This window comes from Variovorax sp. GW821-FHT09B05 (assembly GCF_059418265.1).
Window position 1 is genome coordinate 185,966 of the sequence record NZ_JBWKPN010000006.1, and the last position, 22,357, is coordinate 208,322.

Sequence of the window (22,357 nt, forward strand, 5' to 3'; positions counted from 1 at the left end):
GGCCGCGCGGCTTCACGCTTCCTCGGCCGGCTCCTCGGCCCCGCCCTGCCGGTCGTCCACCTTCTGCATGTTGTCGAGGATCTTCAGCAGGTAGTGCAGGGTGTGGGTCACGTCGTTGACCGAGAAGCCCTCGAGCACCTGCTCGTAGTAGGCGTAGATCTTCGGCTGCGCCTCGACCACCCACACATGCTGTCCCGACTCGCTCATCGTCACCAGGCGTGAGCGCCGGTCGCGCCCGTCGGGCGCGGTCTTCACATGGCCGTCGCGCTCCATACGGCTCAGCAGGCCCGAGAGGTTCTGCCGGCTCACCTTCAGGTAGCGCGCCAGGTCGCCCACGCTCATCCCCCCCTTCGCCTCGTCGCGCGACAACGCGCCGAGCACCGCCCATTGCTGCGTGGTCAGGCCCTCGTTCTCAACCGCGCGGGTGCCTGTTTTATGCAACATGTTGGCACATTGGTAGAGGCGGAAGAAAACCCTGTTGGCCAGCGCCATGCGGGCGGAAGCGTCATTTTCATTAGGGGAAACCATAGATATCTTCGTGAACTGGGTTGCACGGCGAAGCTATGCCAACGCATAATACGTCAACATCTTTACCTAAATGCCGATTCGAAGCCGGCGCGACCGGCCAACGATAGCAAGCCCGCGGATCCAAGGAGAACCTGATGCAACGATTCGAAGACAAGACAGTGGTCGTCACCGGCGGCGGTGGCGGCATCGGCGGCGCGACCTGCCGCCGTTTCGCGCGCGAAGGCGCGCGGGTGGCGGTACTCGACCTGAACCCCGGCGCCGCCGAAACGGTCGCCGCGCGCATCGAGGCCGAGGGCGGCCGCGCGCTCGCGCTGCGCTGCGACATCACCGAGCGCGCGAGCGTCGATGCCGCCGTGGCCGCGGTGCTCGAGCGCTTCGGCGCGATCGACGTGCTGGTCAACAACGCGGGCTGGGACGTGTTCCGGCCCTTCGCCAAGACCGAGCCCGCGCAGTGGGAGAAGCTGATCGCCATCAACCTCACGGGCGCGCTGCACATGCACCATGCCGTGCTGCCGGGCATGGCGGCGCGCAAGGCGGGGCGCATCGTCAACATCGCCTCGGACGCGGCGCGCGTGGGCTCCTCGGGCGAGGCCGTGTACGCGGCCTGCAAGGGCGGCCTGGTCGCCTTCACCAAGACCATCGCGCGCGAGCATGCGCGCCACGGCATCACCGCGAACGTGGTGTGCCCGGGCCCGACCGACACCGCGCTGTTCGCCGACTACAAGGAAGGCGCGGGCAATCCCGAGAAGCTGATGGAGGCCTTCACGCGCTCCATCCCGCTGGGCCGCATCGGCCAGCCCGACGACCTGCCGGGCGCGATCCTGTTCTTCGCGAGCGACGACGCGGCCTTCGTCACCGGCCAGGTGCTCAGCGTCTCGGGCGGCCTGACGATGAACGGCTGACCCCGGCCCCCCACGGATTCCCAAGGAGCAACACATGCAGTTCGAAGACATCCTCTACGACGTGCGCAACCGCGTGGCGTGGATCACCATCAACCGGCCCGAGAAGATGAATGCCTTCCGCGGCCAGACCTGCGACGAGATCATCCGCGCGCTCAACCGCGCGGGCTACGACCGCGAGATCGGCGCCATCGTGCTGGCCGGTGCCGGCGAGAAGGCTTTCTGCACCGGCGGCGACCAGTCGGCGCACGACGGCAACTACGACGGCCGCGGCACCATCGGCCTGCCGATGGAGGAGCTGCACGACGCGATCCGCAACGTGCCCAAGCCGGTGATCGCGCGCGTGCAGGGCTTCGCCATCGGCGGCGGCAACGTGCTGTGCACCATTTGTGACCTGACCATCGCCTCCGAGAAGGCCGTCTTCGGCCAGGTCGGCCCGAAGATGGGCTCGGTCGACCCGGGCTACGGCACCGCCTTCCTGGCGCGCGTGGTCGGCGAGAAGAAGGCGCGCGAGATCTGGTATCTGAACCGCCGCTACAGCGGCGCCGAGGCCGTGGCCATGGGCCTGGCCAACGCGGTGGTGCCGCACGAGCAGCTCGACGCCGAGGTGCAGAAGTGGGCCGAGGAGATCTGCGAGCGCAGCCCCACGGCGATCGCGATCGCCAAGCGCAGTTTCAACGCCGACACCGCGCACCAGGCCGGCATCGCGGGCATGGGCATGTACGCGCTCAAGCTCTACTACGACACCGAGGAATCGCGCGAGGGCGTGAAGGCGCTGCAGGAACGGCGCAAGCCTGAGTTCCGCAAGTACGCGAAGTAGCCCCGCGAAGCGAAGAACACCGCGATGAACCCCTACATCGACGACGACCTCGCCGCGCTGGCCGAGCATGCGCGCCGCTTCGCCACCGGCCGCGTGGCGCCGGGCTTCCTCGAGCGCGACGCCACGCGCGTGCTCGACCGCGCGCTGATGCGCGAGATGGGCGAGATGGGCTTCATCGCGCCCGAGCTCGCCGAGGAACATGGCGGCCAGGGCATGGGTTGCCTCGCGGCCGGCGTGATCCACGAGGAGATCGCACGCGCCGACCTGAGCCTGAGCTACATCAACCTGCTGGCCTCGCTCAACGGCCAGATCCTCGCCGAGCACGGCCGCCCCGAGGTGGCGGGACCGTGGCTGCGGAAGCTCACGCGCGGCGAGGCGCTGGTCGCGATCGCGCTGACCGAGCCGCGCGGCGGCTCGGACGCGGCCAACCTGCGGCTGCGCGTGGAGCGCGCGGGTGACCACTACGTGATCAACGGTGAGAAGACTTCGATCTCGGCGGCCGACCAGGCCGACGCGGTGGTGGTGTTCGGCCGCACCGGCTCGGTGGAATCGGCCGCGCACGGCGTGACCGCGCTGCTGGTGCCCGCCGATGCGCCCGGCCTCACGCGCAACCGCTTCGACTGCCACGGCCAGCGCGCCATCGGCCGCGGCTCGCTGTTCTTCGAGAACGTGCGCGTGCCGCTCGACCATCGCCTGGGCGAGGAGAACAAGGGCTTCGTGCAGGTGATGCAGGGCTTCGACTTCTCGCGCGCGCTGATCGGCCTGCAGGTGCTGGCGGTGGCGCGCGTGGCGCTCGAGGAGACCTGGGACCACGTGGCACAACGCGAGGCCTTCGGCAAGCCGCTGTCGGCCTTCCAGGGCGTGTCGCATCCGCTCGCCGACTTCGACACCCAGGTCGAGGCCGCGCGCCTGCTGTGCCTGCAGACGCTGTGGCTCAAGGACCGTGGCGCGCCGCACACGGCCGAGGCCGCCATGTGCAAGTGGTGGGCGCCGAAGCTGGCCTACGACGCGATCCACCAGTGCCTGCTGATGTTCGGCCATGGCGGCTACGACCGCGGGCCGATGGAGCAGCGGCTGCGCGACGTGCTGGGCTTCCAGATCGGCGACGGCACGGCCCAGATCATGAAGACCATCGTGGCGCGCACGCGCGCCGGGCGCTCGGCCGTGCCGGCCTGAGCCTGGTCTTGCCCCGGTTTCGCACGACAACGAGGAGACACGACATCATGGAATTCGACGCCGTACTGCTGCCGCCGCGCCGCGCGCGCATGATCGCCGAGGGCCTGTGGCACGACCGCACCATCAACGACGCGCTCGATGCCTGCATCGCGGCCACGCCCGACAAGCTCGCGCTGAGCGCCATGCGCATCGAGGACGGTGCCATCCAGCGCTTCAGCTACCGCGAGCTCGGCCGCATGGCCGACCGCATCGCGGTGGGCCTGTCGCGCCTGGGCGTGGGGCGCGACGACGTGGTGGCCTGCCAGCTGCCCAACTGGTGGCAGTTCACGCTGACCTACCTGGCTTGCTCGCGCATCGGCGCGGTGATCAATCCGCTGATGCACATCTTCCGCGAGCGCGAGCTCTCGTTCATGCTGAAGCACGGCGCGGCCAAGGTGATGATCGCGCCGGCGCGCTTTCGCGGCTTCGACTTCGAGGCCATGGTCACGGGCCTGCAGCCCGAGCTGCCCGCGCTGCGGCAGGTGGTGATCGTGGGCGGCGCGGGGCCGAACAGCTTCGATGCCCTGCTCTCGGGACCGGCCTGGGAAGACGCGCCCGATGCCGCGGAGATCCTCTCGCGCGGCCGGCCCGGGCCCGACGACATCACGCAGCTGATCTACACCTCGGGCACCACCGGCGAGCCCAAGGGCGTGATGCACTCGGCCAACACCACCATGGCCAACATCGTGCCCTATGCGCAGCGCCTGGGCCTGGGCGCGGACGACGTGGTGCTGATGGCCTCGCCGATGGCGCACCAGACCGGCTTCATGTATGGGCTGATGATGCCGATCATGCTCGGCGCCTCGGCCGTGCTGCAGGACATCTGGGACCCGAAGCAGGCCATCCCCGCGATCAACGCCGAGCGCGCGAGCTTCACGATGGCCTCCACGCCCTTTCTCTCGGACCTCGCGAAGACGGTGGCCGAGACCGGCATCGAGGTGCCGTCGCTCAAGGTCTTTCTCTGCGCGGGCGCGCCGATCCCGGGCGCGCTGGTCGAGCAGGCGCGGCGCGCGCTCGGCGCCAAGATCGTCTCGGCCTGGGGCATGAGCGAGAACGGCGCGGTCACGCTGACGCGGCTGGACGACGACGACGAGCGCTCGATCCAGACCGATGGCTGCCCGCTGCCCGGCGTGGAGATCCAGGTGGTCGACGTCGACGGCCGGCGCCTGCCCGCGGGCGAGGTGGGCCGGCTGCTGCTGCGCGCCTGCTCCAACTTCGGCGGCTACCTGAAGCGCCCGCAGCTCAACGGCACCGATGCCGACGACTGGTTCGACACCGGGGACCTCGCGCGCATCGACGAGCGCGGCTATGTGCGCATCGCGGGCCGCACCAAGGACGTGATCATCCGCGGCGGCGAGAACATCCCGGTGGTCGAGATCGAGTCGCTGCTCTATCGCCATCCCGGCATCGCGATGGCCGCGATCGTGGCCTATCCCGACGAGCGCCTGGGCGAGCGCGCCTGCGCGGTGGTGGTGCTGCGGCCCGGCTGCCAGGTCGACCTGCCGTCGATCTCGGACTTCCTCAAGGCGCAGAAGGTGGCGCTGCAGTACATCCCCGAGCGGCTGGTGCTGCGCGAGACCATGCCCTCGACGCCCTCGGGAAAGATCCAGAAATTCAAGCTGCGCGAGCTGTTGCGCGCGGACGAGGCTGGCACGGCGGGCTGAGCCCGCCGCTGGACCCAAGAACGACAGCACCCCCCAAAACACAACGGAGACAAGACATGGCTATTTCGTTCCTGGCCCCGGCGCGCCTGCGCCGGGCCTTCGTCGCGCTCGGCTGCCTCGCGCTCGCGGGCGCCGCCTTCGCGCAGTCGCCCGCGGCCTGGCCCAGCAAGCCGATCCGCGTGGTCGTGGGCTTCGCGCCCGGCGGCAGCACCGACGTGATGGCGCGCATCCTCGCGCAGTCGCTGACCGAGTCGCTGGGCCAGACCGTGCTGATCGACAACAAGCCCGGCGCCAGCGGCAACATCTCGGCCGCCGAGGTGGTGCGCGCGGCGCCCGACGGCCACACCTTCCTGATCGCGCCGACCTCGGTCGAGACCGCGAACCCGTCGCTGTTCAAGTCGACCCTGCTGCCCTCGCGCGACCTGTCGCCGGTGGCGACCGTGGGCCGCACGCAGATGTACCTGGTGGCCAAGCCGCAGATGAACGCGAAGGATGCGCGCGAACTGGTCGCGCTGGCGCGCGCCAAGCCCGGCACCTTCTCGTACGCCTCGGCCGGCACCGGCACGCCGCCGCACCTGGCCTGCGAGCTGTTCAAGCAGGCCACCGAGGTCTCGGCCACCCACGTGCCGTACCGCGGCGCCGCGCCCGCGCTGCAGGACGTGCTCTCGGGCCAGGCCGACTTCGTCTGCGACCCGGGCATCGCCTTCCCGCACATCCGCACCGGCAAGGCCAAGCTGCTGGGCATCGTGAGCGCCAAGCGCTCGCCGTTCTTCCCCGAGGTGCCGACCATCGGCGAGCAGGGCTTCCCGGGCGCCGACCTCGACATCTGGTTCGGCATGTGGGCGCCCAACGGCACGCCGCCCGAGGTGCTGGCGCGCATGAGCCGCGAGATCGGCAAGGCGCTCGCGCAGCCCGCGCTCAAGTCGCGCTATGCCGACCTGGGCGCGGAGCCGGTGGCGATGGACACGCCCGAGTTCCGCAAGCTGCTGGCCGAGGAGGGCGCGGTGCTGTCCGCGCTGATCGCTCGGCAGAAGATCGTGGTCGACTGACAGGAGCGAGCCCGCATGGCCATTGAGCAGGAAGTGCCCGTCCTCGTGCGCGCCGAGGGCCGCGTCGGCGTCGTGACGCTGAACCGCCCGCGGCAGATGAACGCGCTGAACGACGCGCTGATGGACGCGCTCGGTGCCGCGCTGCTGGCCTTCGATGCCGACCCCGGCATCGGCGCCATCGTGCTGACGGGCGACGAGCGCGCCTTCGCGGCCGGCGCCGACATCGCGGCCATGGCCGAATGGGACCATGCCGAGGTGGTCGCGCAGGAGTTCATCACGCGCAACTGGGAGACCATCCGCCGCGTGCGCAAGCCCGTGATCGCCGCGGTGGCCGGCTTCGCCTATGGCGGCGGCTGCGAGCTCGCGCTGGCCTGCGACATGGTGCTGGCGGCCGAGTCGGCACGCTTCGCGCTGCCCGAGGTCAGGCTCGCGATGCTGCCGGGCGCGGGCGGCACGCAGCGGCTGCCGCGCGCCATCGGCAAGGCCAAGGCGATGGAGATGTGCCTGGGCGCGCGCGTGCTCGATGCGCACGAGGCCGACCGCTACGGGCTGGTGTCGCGCGTCGTGCCTTCTGCCTCGCTGATGGACGAGGCGCTGGCGCTGGCCACGCGCATCGCCGGCTTCTCGCTGCCGGCGCTGGTCGCGATCAAGGAGTCGGTCAACCGCGCCTGGGAGTCCTCGCTGTCCGAGGGCATGCTGTTCGAGCGCCGGCAGCTGCATGCGCGCTTCGCGACCGAGGATGCGCGCGAGGGCATGCGGGCCTTTCTCGCCAGGCGCGAGCCGGTGTTCCGCCACCGTTGAGGCCGCGCCCAAAATCGTCCGATCCGACGACGCCCGCCGTATCCTGGGGGCCAACAATTCCCCGAGTCACACCAAGCCCCAGGAGAACCCATGCCCGAAGCCTATATCGTCGCCGCCGCCCGCACCGCTGGAGGCCGCCGCAACGGCCGCCTGGCCGGCTGGCATCCCGCCGACCTCGCCGCGCAGGTGCTCGACGCGCTGGTCGCGCGCACCGACGTCGATCCCGCCGCCATCGAGGACGTCATCATGGGCTGCGTCGGCCAGGCCGGCGAGCAGTCCTCGAACATCGCGCGCAACGCGGTGCTGGCCTCGCGCCTGCCCGAGTCGGTGCCGGCCACCTCGGTCGACCGCCAGTGCGGCTCCTCGCAGCAGGCGCTGCACTTCGCGGCCCAGGCCGTGATGTCGGGCAGCATGGACGTGGCGATCGCGGCCGGCGTCGAGAGCATGACGCGCGTGCCCATGGGCCTGCCGACCACCTTGCCGCTGAAGAACGGGCTGGGCTTCTATGTCAGCCCCGGCATGCAGAAGCGCTACCCCGGCGTCGAGTTCAGCCAGTTCACGGGCGCCGAGATGATCGCCGCCAACTACGGCATCGCGCGCGCCGAACTCGATGCCTATGCGCTGCGCAGCCACCAGCTCGCGGCCGCGGCCACGCGGGCCGGCCATTTCGAGCGCGAGATCGTGCCGGTGGCGGTGCGGCTGGCCGATGGCAGCGAGCCCGGCGAGATGCACCTGGCCGACGAGGGCATCCGCGGCGACGCGACGCTCGAGAGCATCGGCGCGGTCAAGCTGATCGCCGAGGGCGGGCGCGTGACGGCCGCGACCGCGAGCCAGATCTGCGACGGCGCCAGCGGCGTGATGGTGGTCAACGAGCGCGGCCTCAAGACCTTCGGCCTGAAGCCGCTCGCGCGCATCCACCACATGAGCGTGATGGGCCACGACCCGGTGATCATGCTCGAGGCACCGATCCCGGCCACGCAGCGCGCGTTGCAGAAGGCCGGCATGAAGATCTCCGACATCGACCTGTTCGAGGTCAACGAGGCCTTCGCGCCGGTGCCGCTGGCCTGGCTGCAGGTGACGGGCGCCGATCCCGAACGGCTCAACGTCCACGGCGGCGCCATCGCGCTCGGCCATCCGCTGGGCGCCTCGGGCACCAAGCTCATGACCACGCTGGTGCATGCGCTGGGCCAGCGCGGCAAGCGCTACGGGCTGCAGACCATGTGCGAGGGTGGCGGCATGGCGAACGTGACGATCGTCGAGCGGCTCTGAACGCGGGGCGCTTCAGCCCAGGCCGTTCCAGTCGCAGCGCAGGCGGTAGCGGCGGCCCGCGAGGGTCAGCGTGCCGCGGGCCTGGGCGATGCGCAGCGTTGCGGTGCGAGACGGCCGGTCGACGCTGGTGCCGCTCGCCTGCACGGTGTGGCGCGCGTAATCGATGGACCGGCGCCGTGGCGTGAATCGTTCGGATGAAAGATCGCCGTGCTGCTCGCGCGCGACGATCAGCCCGGTCAGCTCGCCGGTCGACAGGCTGAACTGCACCTCCACCGCATAGGGCCGTCCTGCGCAGGACAGGCTGCCGTTGGCGAAGGCCGGCGCGGCGCAGGCCAGCCAGGCGGCCGCGCAGAGGATCGAGGCACGCAGTCCCGCGATGGTCGGCATCCGCATGTCAGGCAAAGGGGTAGGGCCCCTGCATCGGCCCGATGTGGCTCAGGTGGCTCACCATGCCATGCGCCTCGTCCCACAGGCAGCCGGGCCGGCCCAGGTAGGAGGCCGGTGCCGCGTCGCTCGCGAGCCGCAGCGCGATCTCGGTGGTGGTGCTCGGCGCGCTGCACACCACGGTGCCGGCCCAGCGCCGCAGCATGCCGCGGTGCACATGGCCGCACAGCACGCGCTCCACGTTGCCGGCCGCGCGCACCACGGCTTCGAGCGGCTCGGTGTCGATGCAGCGGTAGGCATCCATGTACGGAATGCCGCTCATGAACGGTGGGTGGTGCAGCATCAGCAGCGTGGGCCTGGTGCGGTCGGCCTCCAGCGTGCGCTGCAGCCAGGCGAGGCCCTCCGCGTCGGCCAGCCCATGGTGCAGGCCGGGCACGCAGACGTCGAGCGCGACGATGCGCACCGGATGGTCGTCGATGCAGTAGTGCAGCGCGCCCGTGGCCGGCAGGTAGCCATGGTCGGCGAAGGCCGCGCGGAAGTGCTCGCGGTGGTCGTGGTTGCCGGGCATCACGAGCAGCGGCACTTCGAGCGCGGACAGCAGCCGGCGCGCCTGCGCGTATTCCTCGGGCCGGCCCTCGTCGACCAGGTCACCGGTCAGCAGCACCAGGTCGGGCCGGCGATCGAGCGCATGCAGGTGGGCGATGGCCTCCTCGAGCATGCGGTTGGAATCGACCACGCCCTGGTAGAGCACGCCGGCGGGGCGCACGTGCGGGTCGGAGATCTGGGCGATGAGCATGGACATGAGGCGGGCATCCGGTGGTTTCGCATCATCACGCAGATTCCGTTCCCGCCGCGCGCCCTCAATCGTCCGTTCCGACGATGCCGCCCCGGCGCGCTGCTGCCACGATGCGGCGGCCCCCAGCACAGGAGACGCCCCCATGTTCGGATTGATGCAGGACCGCCCGCTCTTGATCTCGTCGCTGATCGAGCATGCCGCCACCTTCCACCCGCACACCGAGATCGTGGTGCGCAGCGTCGAGGGGCCGATCGTGCGCACCGACTACGGCGCGGTGCACCGGCGCGCGAAGCAGGTGGCCCACGCGATGGCGCAGCTCGGCATCGCCCTCGGCGACCGCGTGGGCACGCTGGCCTGGAACACGCACCGGCACCTGGCGCTGTACTTCGGCGTGTCGGGCGCGGGCGCGGTGCTGCACACCGTCAACCCGCGGCTCTTTCCCGAGCAGATCGACTACATCGTGAACCATGCCGAAGACAAGGTGCTGTTCTTCGACACCAGCTTCGCGCCGCTGGTCGAGAAGCTCGCGCCGGGCCTGCGCTCGGTGCGCGCCTTCATCGCGATGACCGACCGCGCCCACATGCCGGCCATCGACGTGCCGAACCTGCTGTGCTTCGACGAACTGATCGATGCGCAGAGCGAGGACTACGACTGGCCCGTGTTCGACGAGCGCACGGCCTCGTCGCTGTGCTACACCTCGGGCACCACGGGCAATCCCAAGGGCGTGCTCTATTCGCACCGCTCGACCGTGCTGCACTCGCTGATGGAGTGCACGCCCGACACCTTCGGCGTGAACTCGGGCATGACCTTGCTGCTCGCGGTGCCGATGTTCCATGCCAATGCCTGGGGCATGCCGTACGCGGCGGCGATGGCCGGCGTCAAGCTGGTGATGCCCGGCCCGCACCTCGACGCGCAGAACCTCTACGAGCTGATGCGCGACGAGAAGGTCAGCATCTCGCAGGCCGTGCCCACGGTGTGGCTGATGCTGTTCCAGTACTTCGATGCCCATCCCGAACTCGATCCGCGCGCGCTGGGCCTCAAGCGCATCGGCCTCGGCGGCGCCGCCACGCCGCGCAGCATGATCGAGCGTTTCGAACGCGACTTCGGCGCCGACTTCGTGCAGGGCTGGGGCATGACGGAGACCAGCCCGATCGGCGTGATCGGCAACCTGCTGCCCAAGCATGCGGCCTTGAGCGAGGACGAGAAGATCGGCATCAAGATGAAGCAGGGCCGCGGCGTCTGGGGCGTGGCGCTCAAGATCGTCGGCGAGGACGGCCGGCGCCTGCCGCACGACGGCAAGGCCTTCGGCCACCTGCATGTGCGCGGGCCCTGGATCGCGAGCGGCTACTTCCGCGGCGAGGGCGGCAGCGTGCTCGATGCCGAGGGCTTCTTCCCGACCGGCGACGTGGCCACCATCGATGCCGACGGCTATGTGCAGCTGGTCGACCGCGCGAAGGACGTGATCAAGTCAGGCGGCGAATGGATCTCGTCGATCGACCTCGAGAACGCGGCCAGCGCCCATCCGGCGGTGGCCGAGGCCGCGGTCATCGGCATCCCGCATCCGAAGTGGACCGAGCGGCCGCTGCTCGTCGTGGTGAAGCGGTCCGGCAGCGAAGTGACCGCTTCGCAGTTGCGCGATTTCCTCGCGCAGCGCGTTGTCAAGTGGTGGCTGCCCGAGGACGTGGTCTTCGTCGACAGCCTGCCGCATACGGCCACCGGAAAGTTGCTCAAGACCCGCCTGCGGGAAATGTTCAAGGGATATGTCGCGACCAAGTCGGTTTGATGACTTGTTCGATTTTTCTGTGGACAACTCTGTGGGTTGTGCGGGGAGCGGATGGGCGAAGCGAGGATTGACGGGGCTTCCCACCACATTGCCTGTTGAATAGGCAGGGGCTCCCGACCGTGCAAAAAAGACTGTGCCACCCCGCGGTTCCGTCCAAAAAATCGTGGTAGGGCGACGGAAATCCGGGGGCGGTTTCAGCGCTGCAGCGCATCACGCAAGAAGGCGAGCATGCGCGGCCACGAATCGCTGCGCGCCCGCGCATTGCCCTCGGGCGTGCCGCCCAGGTCCATCGTTTCGCCGGATATCGCATGGACCGAGCGCGTCATGGTGGTCGGCGCGTTCGGCCAGGCGATCGAATGGCCGGCGCGCGGGTAGCTCAGGTGCTCGGTGCGGTGCGCGAATTTCTTTTCGAGCAGGCGTTGCAGCGCGAAGTCGGCGAGATCGGTCGAAGGCCACAGGCCGTCGGCCTCGCCCGAGATCAGCAGCACCGGGCCGTTGATGTTCTCGGCCTTGATCGAGCTTCGCTCCAGCAGCGCGGGATCGCGCAGCGGGATCAGGTACCAGTCGAAGCTGTCCGCGCGCGCAAGGCCCTGGGCGACGGCTTCGTCCCATTGCGCGTGCGTGAGCGTCGATGCGAAATCGATCTCCTCGCCGTCCAGCGTCCATGCGCCATGGCCGCTCGCCGGATAGGCGGGCCACACGATGCCGCTGGGCACATAGCCGATCACGCAGCCGATGGCGGGAAAGTGCGCGCCGAGCAGCAGCGCGAGTTCGCCGCCGCGCGACACGCCCACGGTGCCGATGCGGTCGGCCCGCACGCCGGGCTGTTCGGCCAGCCATTCGAGCGCCGTGCCGAAGTACTCGAGCGGAATGCGGTCGAGCGTGGGCGGCAGGCCGTCGGCCGCGAAGTAGGCCAGCGCGAGCGCGGCGAAGCCATGCGAGGCGAGCAGCGCGGCCATCTCCTGCGACCACGCCAGGCCGCCGTTCGATCCGCCGAGCACGAGCACGGCCGGATGCGGGCCCGCGCCCGCGGGTTCGAACAACTGGCCGACCAGGCCGCGTTCCCTGAGCTCCCGTTGCCGCACGCCGTCGCCGACATACACGCGACGGATCGAGACCGAGACCGCGCTGCCGTCGCTCTCGCGCACCGCGCTGAGCGTGGCGGTCAGCGGATCGTCGTGCAGGCCCGCGATGCCGCCCACGCGCTCGGGCGGCACCAGCGCGCGCGACCAGAACAGGCCCATCGCGTCGGCGCGCTCGTAGCTGCCCGCGACCGGCGACTGCCGCGCGGGATCGACCGTGCCGCTGGCGTCGGCCACGAAGTGGGCCTCCGATTGCGTCACCTGGTGGCCGAAGCGGTTGCACAGCTGCAGCACGACGCGCTCGCCGGGTGCGAGACCGCGCAGGCGGATCTCCAGCGATTGGTCGACGAGGCACTGCGATGGCAGGGGATCGAATTTCATGCCCGCATTCTCCCCGCGCCACCTTCGGCGCACCTTCAGAAGAACTCGTCGAGCAGGCAGTAGAACGCGATGCGCTCGGCATCGGGCGCGATGCCGTAGCGTTCGAAGAAGGGCGCGGTCCAGGCCTCGCCGAGGTTGAAGCCGATGCTGCGCGCGGCCAGCGCGAGGTCCTGCCAGCGGTCGGCCACGCCGACGCGGCCGCAGTCGATGAAGCCCGTGAAGCCGTCGGCCGTTGCCATCAGGTTCGGCAGGCAGGCATCGCCGTGGGTCACGACGAGGTCTTCGTTCGCGGGCCGCGTCGCGCGCAGTCGCTCGAACAGATCGAGGGCGGTCCAGCCCGCGCGCTCGTCGTCGAAATCGCTCTCGTCGACCAGGCCGGCCACGGCGCGTGCGTGCGCGTCCTCGATCCGGTGTGCCAGGCGATGGTCGAAGGGGCAGGTGGCGACCGGCACCCGGTGCAGCAGGCGCAGCGCATCGGCCATGTGCACGACGATCTCGGCCGGGCGGAACGGGCCCGATGCGAGATCGCGGCCCGGCACGGCGCTCATCAACAGCCAATGGCGATCGTGTTCGAGGGCCTGGTCGAGCACTGCGGGCGCGGGCAGGTCCTGGCGCGCGAGCCATGCGAGCCGCGCGATCTCGCCCGGCAGTTCAGCGAGGGGCGCCACGGGCTCGGACTTGAGGAACAGCAAGGCGCCATCGGCGGCCTCGATGCGAAACACATCGGCGCCCGATTCGCCGATCGTCTGGCGCTGCCAGTGGGCATCGGCCAGGCGGGCGCGCCAGGCGTGAGGAAAAAGGGGCAGGGGATTCAAGCGCGAAAGGACTCCAGGGCGTGGCGCGGATGGCGCGGCACGCATCGTCGTCGCTCGCGCCCGCCTTTTCAAGCAAGCCACAACCGGCCCGCGGGCCGTTGCGCGCTAGTCCTTCTTCGGCGCGTCGGCGTCGTCCTCTTCCGCGTGGCCCAGCACGATCTGGCCCTCGGTGACGAAGCGGTCGAACTCGATGCGCGGGATCGCGGCGGTCAGCGGATTGCCGTCCTCGGTCCAGGTCAGCACCACGCTGTCGTCCGCGACCAGCGCCTGGCAGACGCCTTCGGGAATGCGGATCTGCGGGCCATCGCCCGCGCGGAACTCGACCACGCCGGCGATGCGGGCGTCGAGGCGTGAAGTGGCGGTGGTATTCATGGTCGTGGAGGTCCTCGGGTTGGAAGTCCAAAGCCTCGTCGAAGACAGGGGGAGGCCCGCGTGGGACGACATCGCCGATGCGCGCAGGCGCAGCGTCGCGAGGCCTTTGGTGTTGTAGGAGGATTCCTGCACCGGGACTGGATTTCGTCCTCGCGAACGCGCCCGCGCGAAGCGCTCTAGTCGGCGCGACGAAACAAGATGCAACCCGCTGGAGACAAGAGAGATGAACTTCGAAGGAATCTATTGCTTCGACACCGCCACGGTGCGTTTCGCGTTCTACCCGAACGGTCCGCAGGGCCAGCGCGTGCTGGCGGAGATCACGGAAGACGCGCTGCACGATGAATTCGGCGTGCGCGAGGGCGGCCCGCAGTTGCTCGAGGCCTGCCGTGCCTACTTCGACGCGATCGAAGCCAAGGCCCGGGAGCGCTATCGCGACGAGCCGCGCTGCCTGATCTCGCTGACCTCGGAAGACTTCATCCGCATTCCCCGCTGAGGCGTTCGCTCTCGCGGCGACGGCCCACGGCGCGTGTTGTCCTACGCGCCGGGACGGGCCGCTTTCCAGAATGGGAGACGCACCGCGTGCTTTCCCTCTCTCTTTCTGGAAGGAGAACCCTCATGGCTTCGAAGATCGATACCCGCGACCCCAAGGACACCAGCAAGCCCTTTCCGTTTCCCACCGCCGAGTCGCACGGCAAGCCCGCCCCCGAACACGACAAGCCCACCCACGAGGCACCGAGCGAGGATGCGCTCGACAGCGGCGTGGAGGAATCCTTTCCCGCCAGCGACCCCGTCTCGGTGACGGTCACCAAGGTCAAGCTGCCGCCGGGCAAGGCCGGTGGGTGATCCGGGACATCGTTCCCGGACTACGCACACAAGCGCTCGCGGCGACTGTCGGGCATCCGGACCGGTCCCGATGATCGGCCCACGATGCCACAGACCGCCGCCACAGCCACACTCTCCCGCGAGGCGGACAGCACCGACGCCGCCTCCGTTCCCCAAGGCCTCTGGCGCCGCTGCAAGCGTTGGGCACTGCCCGTGCTCGGCATCGTGGTGCTGGGCCTCTTGCTCTCGCATGCGCACAAGGTCGACTGGGCCGGTGCCTGGCATGCGCTGCAGCGCTATCCGCTGTGGCTGCTGCTCGGCGTGCTCGCGCTCTCGACCGCCAGCCATGCGCTCTACGGCTGCTTCGACCTGCTCGGGCGGCTCCACACGCGGCACAAGCTCGCCGCCTGGCGCACCTGGGCCATCGCGGTCACGAGCTATGCCTTCAACCTGAACCTCGGCTCGCTGGTGGGCGGCGTCGCGATGCGCGCGCGGCTCTATGCGCGTGCGGGGCTCGACGAGGCCACGGTGGCGCAGATCGTCGGCCTCAGCCTTGCGACCAACTGGCTGGGCTACGGCCTGCTGGCCGGCGGCCTGTTCGCCGCGGGCGCGATCGACCCGCCGCGCCAGGCGCACCTGGGCGTGGTGGCCTTCCGTGCCATCGGCGTGCTGATGATCGCGCTCGCGATCGGCTACGTGATCGCCTGCGGCGTCGCGCGCGGCAAGCGCTGGACCCTGCGCGGGCGCAGCGTGCAGCTGCCCTCGGCGCGGCTCGCGCTGCTGCAGATATCGCTGTCGGCCTGCAACTGGGCGCTGATGGGCGCGGCGATGTACCTGCTGCTGGGGCAGAAGGTGCCGTACGCGACCACGCTGTCGGTGCTGATGGCGGCCTCGATCGTGGGCGTGTTCACGCCCATTCCGGCCGGGCTCGGCGTGCTCGAGGCGGTGTACCTCGCGCTGCTGTCGGGCAGCGTGCGGCAGGGCACGCTGATGGGCGCGGTGCTGGCCTATCGCGCGCTCTACTACCTGCTGCCGCTGGGCGGTGGGGTGCTGATGTATCTGCTGCTCGAGCGCCATGCATCGAGCCACCCGGCCGCGGCCGAGGCGGGTTGAGCGCTGCGGTGTGCGCCTGGGCTTGTGCGCGCAAGGGGCGGCTTCCTACGTCCGCAGCCGCATGGCGGGCGCAGCGTGGCCTCAGGTGGCCATCGCCGGCCCGTGGCGAGCCTTCCGATGGCCTTGTCCTCCCATTGCAGATTGCGAGGTCCGGCATGCATTCCATTTCGACGCTCCGTCATTCGTCCCGAGGACGGGCCTGCGCGATCGCGTGCGCCATCGTGCTCGGCGGCGTGGCATCCGTGCCCACGGCCTTCGCGGCCGAACCCGCCGTTCAGATCGCCCAGACCGGCGCGGTGAGCGCCCCCGACCGCAGCCTGATGACCCTGGCCGCGGGCGCCGGCCTCTACGAGCTCGAGGTCTCGAAGCTCGCCGCCTCCAAGGCCGTGAGCGCCGAGGTGAAGGACTATGCGCTGATGCTCGCGAAGCACCACGGCGAATCGAACGAGGCACTGCGCCAGCTGGCCGCGCGCAAGTCGGTGCCGCTGGTGGCCGAGATCCCGGCCGACAAGAAGGCGCGCATCGAGGCGCTGCAGGGCCTGTCGGGCGAGGGCTTCGATCGGGCCTATGTGGACCGCGTGGGCATCCAGGACCACGAGGCCGACATCCGCTTGTTCGAGAACATGGCGCGCGACGCCAACGATGCCGAGCTGCGCGCCTTCGCCGAGAAGACGCTGCCGGTGCTCAGGACGCACCTGGACGCCGCGAAGACGATGGCGAGCAACCGGCGGCAGGCGCAGACGCCGGCGCCGCAGTGACACCCGCCCCCGCATGGCGCGCACCGCCGCACTGAAGCGCTACAAGGAAAAGCGCAATTTCGACATCACGCCCGAGCCCGCCGAGGGCGGCGAGTCGCTGCCCGGCGCATTGCAGTTCGTGGTGCAGAAGCACTGGGCGCGCAGCCTCCACTACGACTTCCGCATCGAGATCGACGGCACCATGAAGAGCTGGGCCGTGCCCAAGGGGCCGAGCTACGACCCGCACGACAAGCGCATGGCGATGCATGTGGAGGATCACCCGGTGTCGTACAACGCCTTCGAGGGCGAGATTCCCGCGAAGCAGTACGGCGCGGGCAAGGTGATCGTCTGGGACAAGGGCTTCTGGGTGCCGCTGGGCAATGTGCGCAAGGACTACCGCGCGGGCCACATCAAGTTCGAGCTGCATGGCCACAAGCTGCGCGGCCGCTGGGCGCTGGTGCGCATGAAGGCGCGCAAGGAAGGCAGCGGCGATCCGTGGCTCTTGATCAAGGAGCGCGACGAATTCGCGCGCGAGGCCGCGGAATTCAGCGTGGTCGACCAGTTCCCCGACAGCGTGGCCGCGCTCGCGATGCCGCGGGCGAGCACAGTGTCGAAGCCCGCCGCGAAGAAGGCGGCGCGAAAGCGTTCCGAGTGGCCCGACGGTGCCGTCGAGGCCGAGCCTCCGCCCAAGCTCGCGCCGGTGCTCGCCACGCTGGTCGACGGGCCGCCGCCCGATCCCGGCGACTGGGTCTACGAGATCAAGTTCGACGGCTACCGGCTGCTCGCGCGCATCGAGGGCAAGACGGTGCGCCTGTTCACGCGCAATGGCCACGACTGGAGCGATCGCATGCCGCACCTGGTGCGCGCGCTGCAGCGCATGAAGCTGAAGCCGGGCTGGCTCGATGGCGAGATCGTGGTGCTCGACGAGGCCGGTCGCACCGACTTCCAGGCACTGCAGAGCGCCTTCGACAGCACGCGCACCCAGGACATCGTCTACTTCCTGTTCGACCTGCCGTACTACGACGGCCACGACCTGCGGGCCGTGCCGCTGGTCGAGCGGCGCGCGCTGCTCGAGCGGCTGCTCGCCGATCCGCCGCCCGAGATCCGCTTCAGCGCGGTCTTCGACGCACCGCCCGAGGACATCGTGGCCTCGGCCTGCCGCATCGGGCTCGAGGGCGTGATCGGCAAGCGGCGCGGCAGCGCCTACCGCTCGCGCCGTTCGCCCGACTGGATCAAGCTCAAGTGCGCGCGCAGGCAGGAGTTCGTGGTCGTCGGCTACACCGACCCGCAGGGCTCGCGCACGGGCTTCGGCTCGCTGCTGCTCGGCGTGCATGACGAACACGGCGAGCTGGTGTTCGCGGGCGGCGTGGGCACGGGCTTCAACGAGCGCTCGCTGGCCGAGATCTTTGCGCGGCTCGAGCCGCTCGTGGTCGACCAGCGCCCGTTCAAGCAGCGCATCGAGAACGAGCGCCGCGCGCACTGGGTGAAGCCGGTGCTGGTGGCCGAGGTCACGTTCTCCGAATGGACGCAGGACGGCCATGTGCGCCACCCGGTGTTCCATGCGTTGCGCAGCGACAAGCCCGCGAAGCAGATCGTGCGCGAGGCGCCGGTGCCCGCGCGCGCGGCGGACCGGGAGCAGGCGAAGACCAAGGCCAAGGCCAAGGGCCCGGCCGCCACCTTGCCCGCGAACTTCAAGGTCTCGCATGCCGAGCGCGTGGTCGATGCCTCGAGCGGCATCACCAAGGTCGAGGTGGTGCGCTTCTACGGCCTGGTCGCGCCGCTGATGATGGAGCACCTGCGCGGCCGGCCGGTGTCGCTGGTGCGCGCGCCGCGCGGCATCGGCGGGCAGCTGTTCTTCCAGAAGCACCTCGAGGACGGCAGCATCGAGGGCATTCGCCAGCTCGATGCCGCGCTGTGGCCCGCGCATCCCGCGCTGATCGAGGTGGCGGCGGCGCTCGGCCTGCCGGGCGCGGCGCAGATGAACGTGATCGAGCTGCACACCTGGAACGCCGTCAAGTCCGCGATCGACAAGCCCGACCGCATGACCTTCGACCTCGACCCCGGCGAGGGCATCGACTGGCCCGCGATGCTGCAGGCCGTGGAGCTGATGCGCGTGATCCTGGTCGAGCTCGGGCTCGTGCCCTTCTGCAAGACCAGCGGCGGCAAGGGCCTGCACGTGGTGGTGCCGCTGCGCCGCGTGCATGGCTGGGACGCGGTGAAGGATTTCTCGCAGGCCATCGTGCGCCACATGGCGCGCACCTTGCCGCAACTCTTCGTGGCGAAGAGCGGGCCTTCGAACCGCGTGGGCCGCATCTTCATCGACTACCTGCGCAACGGCTTCGGCGCCACCACGGTCAGCGCCTGGTCGCTGCGCGCGCGGTCGGGCATGGGGGTGTCGGTGCCCGTGGCGTGGGACGAGGTGCCCGAGCTGCGCGGCGGCGCGCACTGGACCTTGCGCGACATCCACACGCGGCTCGATCGCGGCAATGCGCCGTGGGAGGGCTATGCGAAGGGCGCGCGCAGTCCGAATGCGGCGATGAAGATGCTCGGCTTCGACGTGAGGAAGGCCGGTGGCCGCGGGCGCTGACCCGCGGGTCCCGCGCGATCAGAAGGCATGCCGGATGCCGACGTCGTAGCCGGTCGCGCCGCGCGGTTCCATGCCGCCCTTGGTGACGTAGGCCGCCTGCGGAAAGATCGCCGGCAGGCTCAGCACCAGCGGGGTGACACCCATCACGCCCGGGTTGTTGTGGCCGTCGCGGATGCCGATGCGCGCCACCGTCGCATAGAGCGCGGTGCGCCTGGACAGGTTGTGCACGTAGCCCAGCGCCAGCTTGTCGACCGAGGCGTTGCCGCCGGGCACGCCGTTGCCGTTGCTGAAATTCACGCGCGCGAACGAGGCGCGCACGAGGCCCGGCCCCACCGGCATGTTCAGGCCGGCGACGAAGCCGTCGTAGCGGTCGGTGGCCCGGCTGCCGAACAGGCCGGCGTCGTCGCGCGCGTTCCGCACGCGGGACCATTCGCCGAACAGCTTCACCGCGCCGAAGTCGTAGGAGCCGCCGAGGTTCAGGCTCCTGATCTTCTCGCCGCCGGGCGCGGCGCTCACGAGCGTGCTCTCGCCGTAGCCCAGCGCCACGTCGGCCGGACCGCCGGTCCATCCCACGCGCGCGCCGGCATAGCGGCCGCGCCCGGACGGGCTGTCGCTCGCGTCGCTCGCCTTCACGTTCTCGTGGAAGGCGTACTGCACCTGGCCGTAGAAGCCGCCGAGCCCCGGCGGCAGGAAGTAGCTGAGGGCGTTGCTGGTGCGCAGGTAGCTGTCGGTGCCGGCGGAGAGCGCGCCGTTGAGCAGGCCGCCGGTGGCGAGCGCCCGCGAGGCGGCGAGGTTGCTGTTGACCATGGCGATCAGGTTGGTGCCGACGCCGTTGACGCCGAAGGGATCGAACACGCCGTCGTTCCAGAACGAGGCGGTGTAGTCGCGGCCCAGGCGCAACTCGCCGAACGGTCCCGAGAAGCTCAGGGTGGAACGGCGGCCGAAGTTGCCGATGCCGCCGCCGTTGTCGTTGGCCAGCGGTGCCTCGAGCCAGAAGCCGGCGGCGAGGCCGCCGCCCAGGTCCTCGGTGCCGCGAAAGCCCAGCCGGCTGGACGCGTAGCCCGAGGGCGAGAGCGCGGTCTGGCTCTGCCTGACCTGGCGCGGCGCCGCGAGGCCCCAGGACCGGCTGCGGGTGCTGTAGTGGCTGATGCCGGCGTCGACGACGCCGAACACGGTGAGGGCGGATTGCGCGGCGGCACCGCCCGTGGCGGCCAGCAGCGACAGGGCCAGCGTGGTGGTCTTCATGGCGGGCTTCCTCAGGGCACCAGCACGGTCGATCCGGCCGTCTGGCGCGACTCGAGCGCGCGATGGGCCTGCGCCGCATCGGCGAGCGCGAAGCTGCGTTGCGGCTCGCTGACGATGCGCCCGGCCAGCACGTGGTCGAACAGCTCGCGCGCCATCTCGAGCATGTGGGCGCGCGGCTGGATGTAGTGCGCCATCGCGGGCCGCGTCATCCACAGCGAGCCCTTGGCCGCGAGCAGCTGCGAATCGATCACCACCGAGCCCGAGGAGGTGCCGTTGCTGACCAGCGTGCCGCGCGGCTGCAGGCAGTCCAGCGAATCCATCAGCGTGTCCTTGCCCACCGAGTCGTAGACCACCGGCACGCCGCGGCCGCCGGTGATCTCGCGCACGCGCTCGACGGTGTTCTCGCGCGCGGTCACGATGACGTGGGCGCAGCCGGCGGCCCGGGCGAGCGCGGCCTTCTCGTCGGTGCTGACGGTGCCGATCATCGTGACGCCCAGGGCGCGCGCCCACTGGCAGGCGATCAGGCCGACGCCGCCGGCGGCCGCGTGGTAGAGGATGGTCTCGCCGGCCTGCAGCGGACGGACCTGGCGGAACAGGTATTGCGCCGTCATGCCCTTCATCATCAGCGTGGCGGCGGTGCGATCGGGGAGGCCCTCGGGCAGCGGGATCAGCACCGCGGCGGGCATCACGCGGACCTGCGAGTAGGCGCCCTGCGGACCGATGAGATAACCCACGCGATCCCCGGCCTTGACCTCCGTCACGCCGGGGCCGACGGCCTCCACCACGCCGACCGCGTCCGAACCCAGCCCGTCGGGCAGCGCCAGCGGATAGCGGCCGGTGCGGAAGTAGATGTCGATGAAGTTGACCGCGATGAAGCTGTGGCGCACGCGCGCCTGGCCGGGACCAGGGTCCGCGACCTCGACGTTCTCGAGCCGCAGGACCTCGGGACCGCCGGTCTCGTGGAAGCGGATGGCTTGGGGCATGGCGATGTCTCCTCGTTGTTCTGGATGGTCTTCAGTTCAGGCGGATGTCGTAGCGCTTGACGATGCCGGCGTTGCGGGTGAACTCCTCGCGCAGTTCGTCGCGTGCCTGCCCTGGCGTGCGGTCGGCCATCGGTTCGAAGCCGGCGTTGGCCACGCTCGCGCGCACCGCCGGGTTGGCCGCGACCTTGCGCAGCACCGCGTGGATCTTCTCGACCAGCGGTGCGGGCATCTGCGAGGAGGCGATCACGCCGGTCCAGTTGGCGAAGTCGAGCGCCGGGTAGCCGAGTTCGGCGAAGGTGGGCACGGCGGGAAATTCGGGCAGCCGGGCCTGGGTCGCGACCGCCAGCAGCCGCACCCGGTTGGCGGCGATCAGCGGCCGGGCCGTGACCGAGCCGTCGAACATCAGCGGCACCTGGCCGCCCATGACCTGCGCCAGCGCGGGCGCGGAACCGGGGTAGGGCACGTGCTGCATGTCGAGCCCGGCCGCCTGGTTGAGGATGGCGCCCGCGTACTGCGAGGCCGTGCCCGCGCTGTAGGAGGCGTAGGAGACCTGGCCCGGATGGGCCTTCACATAGGCGATCGCCTCCTTCGCGTCCCTGGCCGGGAACTGCGGCGAGGCGATCAGCAGCAGCGAGGAGCGCGCCATCAGCGCGACCGGCTGCACGTCCTTGAGCGGATCGAAGCCGCCCTTGAGCACGTGCGGCACCTCGGTGAGCACGTTGCTCGCGGTCATCATCAGCGTCTGGCCGTCGGCCGGCTGGGACAGCAGGTACTTCACGGCGATCGCCCCGCCGGCGCCCGGCCTGTTCTCGACCACCACCGGCTGGCCGATGTCGCGCGCGAGCTGGTCGCCCACGATGCGCGCGAGCACGTCGATGGTGCCGCCGGGCGGCGCGGGGACGATCATCTTCACCGGCTTGTCGGTGTAGGCATGGGTCCAGGACGAGCCCAGCGCCGATGCGGCGGCGACGAGCACGGCGGCGAGATGCATGAGGCGCGGCATGGCTGCTCC

At 70.3% G+C, this 22,357-nt stretch carries 22 protein-coding genes; 13 read left to right on the plus strand and 9 right to left on the minus strand.

The features are described from left to right. Nucleotides 1-12: 12 nt before the first annotated feature. Nucleotides 13-528 (minus strand): MarR family winged helix-turn-helix transcriptional regulator, encoded by a 516-nt coding sequence (locus tag AC07RM_RS17610; protein ID WP_057589660.1) that lies wholly within the window; start codon nucleotides 526-528, stop codon nucleotides 13-15. Nucleotides 529-662: 134 nt separating this feature from the next. Here AC07RM_RS17610 and badH point away from each other — a divergent pair, with 134 nt between their 5' ends. The 7 genes from badH to AC07RM_RS17645 all read left to right on the plus strand — a co-directional run bounded on the left by badH (nucleotide 663) and on the right by AC07RM_RS17645 (nucleotide 8,245). Continuing rightward, complete coding sequence (badH, locus tag AC07RM_RS17615) at nucleotides 663-1,430, plus strand: 2-hydroxycyclohexanecarboxyl-CoA dehydrogenase (RefSeq protein WP_495335344.1); 768 nt, start codon at nucleotides 663-665, stop codon at nucleotides 1,428-1,430. Nucleotides 1,431-1,464: 34 nt separating this feature from the next. Further along, a complete protein-coding gene (badI, locus tag AC07RM_RS17620) occupies nucleotides 1,465-2,247 on the plus strand; it encodes a 2-ketocyclohexanecarboxyl-CoA hydrolase (protein ID WP_208511040.1) in 783 nt (260 codons plus the stop codon). A 24-nt stretch (nucleotides 2,248-2,271) separates the two neighbouring features. Further along, nucleotides 2,272-3,423: a cyclohexanecarboxyl-CoA dehydrogenase gene (gene aliB, locus AC07RM_RS17625; RefSeq protein WP_495335345.1), complete on the plus strand. Its 1,152-nt coding sequence runs from the start codon at nucleotides 2,272-2,274 to the stop codon at nucleotides 3,421-3,423. A 47-nt stretch (nucleotides 3,424-3,470) separates the two neighbouring features. Further along, the gene (gene aliA, locus AC07RM_RS17630) at nucleotides 3,471-5,126 is read left to right on the plus strand and encodes a cyclohexanecarboxylate-CoA ligase (RefSeq protein ID WP_495335346.1); all 1,656 of its coding nucleotides are present in this window, start codon (nucleotides 3,471-3,473) and stop codon (nucleotides 5,124-5,126) included. 56 nt (nucleotides 5,127-5,182) lie between these two features. Further along, nucleotides 5,183-6,175, plus strand: coding sequence for a Bug family tripartite tricarboxylate transporter substrate binding protein (locus AC07RM_RS17635; RefSeq protein WP_203205120.1), 993 nt, complete (start codon nucleotides 5,183-5,185; stop codon nucleotides 6,173-6,175). 15 nt (nucleotides 6,176-6,190) lie between these two features. Beyond that, the gene (locus AC07RM_RS17640; protein ID WP_495335347.1) at nucleotides 6,191-6,976 is read left to right on the plus strand and encodes an enoyl-CoA hydratase-related protein; all 786 of its coding nucleotides are present in this window, start codon (nucleotides 6,191-6,193) and stop codon (nucleotides 6,974-6,976) included. A gap of 90 nt (nucleotides 6,977-7,066) precedes the next feature. After that, entirely contained in the window at nucleotides 7,067-8,245 is a 1,179-nt protein-coding gene (locus AC07RM_RS17645; protein WP_208508608.1) for an acetyl-CoA C-acetyltransferase, read from the plus strand. Nucleotides 8,246-8,257: 12 nt separating this feature from the next. Here AC07RM_RS17645 and AC07RM_RS17650 read toward each other — a convergent pair whose 3' ends face one another. Together AC07RM_RS17650 and AC07RM_RS17655 are read right to left on the minus strand one after the other, a co-directional pair. Next, entirely contained in the window at nucleotides 8,258-8,638 is a 381-nt protein-coding gene (locus tag AC07RM_RS17650) for a hypothetical protein (protein WP_431512129.1), read from the minus strand. Nucleotide 8,639: 1 nt separating this feature from the next. Further along, on the minus strand, nucleotides 8,640-9,431 hold the full coding sequence (locus AC07RM_RS17655; protein WP_495335348.1) for a phosphodiesterase: 792 nt from the start codon (nucleotides 9,429-9,431) through the stop codon (nucleotides 8,640-8,642). Between the two features lie 136 nt (nucleotides 9,432-9,567). Here AC07RM_RS17655 and AC07RM_RS17660 point away from each other — a divergent pair, with 136 nt between their 5' ends. Continuing rightward, nucleotides 9,568-11,208 (plus strand): long-chain-fatty-acid--CoA ligase, encoded by a 1,641-nt coding sequence (locus AC07RM_RS17660; RefSeq protein ID WP_495335349.1) that lies wholly within the window; start codon nucleotides 9,568-9,570, stop codon nucleotides 11,206-11,208. Between the two features lie 194 nt (nucleotides 11,209-11,402). Here AC07RM_RS17660 and AC07RM_RS17665 read toward each other — a convergent pair whose 3' ends face one another. The 3 genes from AC07RM_RS17665 to AC07RM_RS17675 form a co-directional block, all read right to left on the minus strand. Then, the gene (locus AC07RM_RS17665; protein ID WP_495335350.1) at nucleotides 11,403-12,671 is read right to left on the minus strand and encodes an acyl-CoA thioesterase/bile acid-CoA:amino acid N-acyltransferase family protein; all 1,269 of its coding nucleotides are present in this window, start codon (nucleotides 12,669-12,671) and stop codon (nucleotides 11,403-11,405) included. Nucleotides 12,672-12,706: 35 nt separating this feature from the next. Continuing rightward, on the minus strand, nucleotides 12,707-13,486 hold the full coding sequence (locus AC07RM_RS17670; RefSeq protein WP_495335351.1) for an APH(3')-II family aminoglycoside O-phosphotransferase: 780 nt from the start codon (nucleotides 13,484-13,486) through the stop codon (nucleotides 12,707-12,709). Nucleotides 13,487-13,591: 105 nt separating this feature from the next. Further along, on the minus strand, nucleotides 13,592-13,858 hold the full coding sequence (locus AC07RM_RS17675; protein WP_093343280.1) for a hypothetical protein: 267 nt from the start codon (nucleotides 13,856-13,858) through the stop codon (nucleotides 13,592-13,594). Nucleotides 13,859-14,081: 223 nt separating this feature from the next. On the opposite strand from AC07RM_RS17675, the gene AC07RM_RS17680 reads away from it, so the two are divergent. The 5 genes from AC07RM_RS17680 (at nucleotide 14,082) to ligD (ending at nucleotide 19,117) form a co-directional block, all read left to right on the plus strand. Beyond that, a complete protein-coding gene (locus tag AC07RM_RS17680) occupies nucleotides 14,082-14,351 on the plus strand; it encodes a hypothetical protein (protein ID WP_093343278.1) in 270 nt (89 codons plus the stop codon). 122 nt (nucleotides 14,352-14,473) lie between these two features. Beyond that, nucleotides 14,474-14,701 carry a hypothetical protein gene (locus AC07RM_RS17685; protein WP_495335352.1) on the plus strand — a complete coding sequence of 76 codons (228 nt, stop codon included), beginning with the start codon at nucleotides 14,474-14,476 and terminating at the stop codon, nucleotides 14,699-14,701. Between the two features lie 84 nt (nucleotides 14,702-14,785). Further along, entirely contained in the window at nucleotides 14,786-15,793 is a 1,008-nt protein-coding gene (locus AC07RM_RS17690; protein ID WP_495335353.1) for a lysylphosphatidylglycerol synthase domain-containing protein, read from the plus strand. Between the two features lie 155 nt (nucleotides 15,794-15,948). Continuing rightward, nucleotides 15,949-16,551, plus strand: a complete 603-nt coding sequence (locus AC07RM_RS17695) for a DUF4142 domain-containing protein (RefSeq protein WP_495335354.1) — start codon at nucleotides 15,949-15,951, stop codon at nucleotides 16,549-16,551. Between the two features lie 13 nt (nucleotides 16,552-16,564). Beyond that, nucleotides 16,565-19,117: a DNA ligase D gene (ligD, locus tag AC07RM_RS17700; RefSeq protein ID WP_495335355.1), complete on the plus strand. Its 2,553-nt coding sequence runs from the start codon at nucleotides 16,565-16,567 to the stop codon at nucleotides 19,115-19,117. 18 nt (nucleotides 19,118-19,135) lie between these two features. Here the strand turns inward: ligD and AC07RM_RS17705 are convergent, their stop codons facing one another. Genes AC07RM_RS17705 through AC07RM_RS17715 form a run of 3 tightly spaced genes read right to left on the minus strand, consistent with a single transcriptional unit; the run spans nucleotide 19,136 to nucleotide 22,348 of the window. Further along, the gene (locus AC07RM_RS17705) at nucleotides 19,136-20,362 is read right to left on the minus strand and encodes a porin (RefSeq protein ID WP_495335356.1); all 1,227 of its coding nucleotides are present in this window, start codon (nucleotides 20,360-20,362) and stop codon (nucleotides 19,136-19,138) included. Between the two features lie 11 nt (nucleotides 20,363-20,373). Continuing rightward, nucleotides 20,374-21,345, minus strand: a complete 972-nt coding sequence (locus AC07RM_RS17710) for a quinone oxidoreductase family protein (protein WP_495335357.1) — start codon at nucleotides 21,343-21,345, stop codon at nucleotides 20,374-20,376. A gap of 31 nt (nucleotides 21,346-21,376) precedes the next feature. Beyond that, on the minus strand, nucleotides 21,377-22,348 hold the full coding sequence (locus tag AC07RM_RS17715; RefSeq protein ID WP_495335358.1) for a Bug family tripartite tricarboxylate transporter substrate binding protein: 972 nt from the start codon (nucleotides 22,346-22,348) through the stop codon (nucleotides 21,377-21,379). Between the last annotated feature and the right edge of the window lie 9 nt (nucleotides 22,349-22,357).

Excerpts from the sequence above, each read along its gene's own strand:
- AC07RM_RS17660 (WP_495335349.1), top strand. The coding sequence starts at position 9,568 with ATGTTCGGATTGATGCAGGACCGCCCGCTCTTGATCTCGTCGCTGATC.
- ligD (WP_495335355.1), top strand. The coding sequence starts at position 16,565 with ATGGCGCGCACCGCCGCACTGAAGCGCTACAAGGAAAAGCGCAATTTC.
- AC07RM_RS17690 (WP_495335353.1), top strand. The coding sequence starts at position 14,786 with ATGCCACAGACCGCCGCCACAGCCACACTCTCCCGCGAGGCGGACAGC.
- AC07RM_RS17685 (WP_495335352.1), top strand. The coding sequence starts at position 14,474 with ATGGCTTCGAAGATCGATACCCGCGACCCCAAGGACACCAGCAAGCCC.
- AC07RM_RS17610 (WP_057589660.1), bottom strand. The coding sequence starts at position 528 with ATGGTTTCCCCTAATGAAAATGACGCTTCCGCCCGCATGGCGCTGGCC.
- aliA (WP_495335346.1), top strand. The coding sequence starts at position 3,471 with ATGGAATTCGACGCCGTACTGCTGCCGCCGCGCCGCGCGCGCATGATC.
- AC07RM_RS17645 (WP_208508608.1), top strand. The coding sequence starts at position 7,067 with ATGCCCGAAGCCTATATCGTCGCCGCCGCCCGCACCGCTGGAGGCCGC.
- AC07RM_RS17650 (WP_431512129.1), bottom strand. The coding sequence starts at position 8,638 with ATGCGGATGCCGACCATCGCGGGACTGCGTGCCTCGATCCTCTGCGCG.
- badH (WP_495335344.1), top strand. The coding sequence starts at position 663 with ATGCAACGATTCGAAGACAAGACAGTGGTCGTCACCGGCGGCGGTGGC.
- AC07RM_RS17705 (WP_495335356.1), bottom strand. The coding sequence starts at position 20,362 with ATGAAGACCACCACGCTGGCCCTGTCGCTGCTGGCCGCCACGGGCGGT.
- AC07RM_RS17665 (WP_495335350.1), bottom strand. The coding sequence starts at position 12,671 with ATGAAATTCGATCCCCTGCCATCGCAGTGCCTCGTCGACCAATCGCTG.
- AC07RM_RS17675 (WP_093343280.1), bottom strand. The coding sequence starts at position 13,858 with ATGAATACCACCGCCACTTCACGCCTCGACGCCCGCATCGCCGGCGTG.
- AC07RM_RS17695 (WP_495335354.1), top strand. The coding sequence starts at position 15,949 with ATGCATTCCATTTCGACGCTCCGTCATTCGTCCCGAGGACGGGCCTGC.
- AC07RM_RS17655 (WP_495335348.1), bottom strand. The coding sequence starts at position 9,431 with ATGTCCATGCTCATCGCCCAGATCTCCGACCCGCACGTGCGCCCCGCC.
- AC07RM_RS17635 (WP_203205120.1), top strand. The coding sequence starts at position 5,183 with ATGGCTATTTCGTTCCTGGCCCCGGCGCGCCTGCGCCGGGCCTTCGTC.
- AC07RM_RS17680 (WP_093343278.1), top strand. The coding sequence starts at position 14,082 with ATGAACTTCGAAGGAATCTATTGCTTCGACACCGCCACGGTGCGTTTC.
- aliB (WP_495335345.1), top strand. The coding sequence starts at position 2,272 with ATGAACCCCTACATCGACGACGACCTCGCCGCGCTGGCCGAGCATGCG.
- AC07RM_RS17715 (WP_495335358.1), bottom strand. The coding sequence starts at position 22,348 with ATGCCGCGCCTCATGCATCTCGCCGCCGTGCTCGTCGCCGCCGCATCG.
- badI (WP_208511040.1), top strand. The coding sequence starts at position 1,465 with ATGCAGTTCGAAGACATCCTCTACGACGTGCGCAACCGCGTGGCGTGG.
- AC07RM_RS17710 (WP_495335357.1), bottom strand. The coding sequence starts at position 21,345 with ATGCCCCAAGCCATCCGCTTCCACGAGACCGGCGGTCCCGAGGTCCTG.
- AC07RM_RS17640 (WP_495335347.1), top strand. The coding sequence starts at position 6,191 with ATGGCCATTGAGCAGGAAGTGCCCGTCCTCGTGCGCGCCGAGGGCCGC.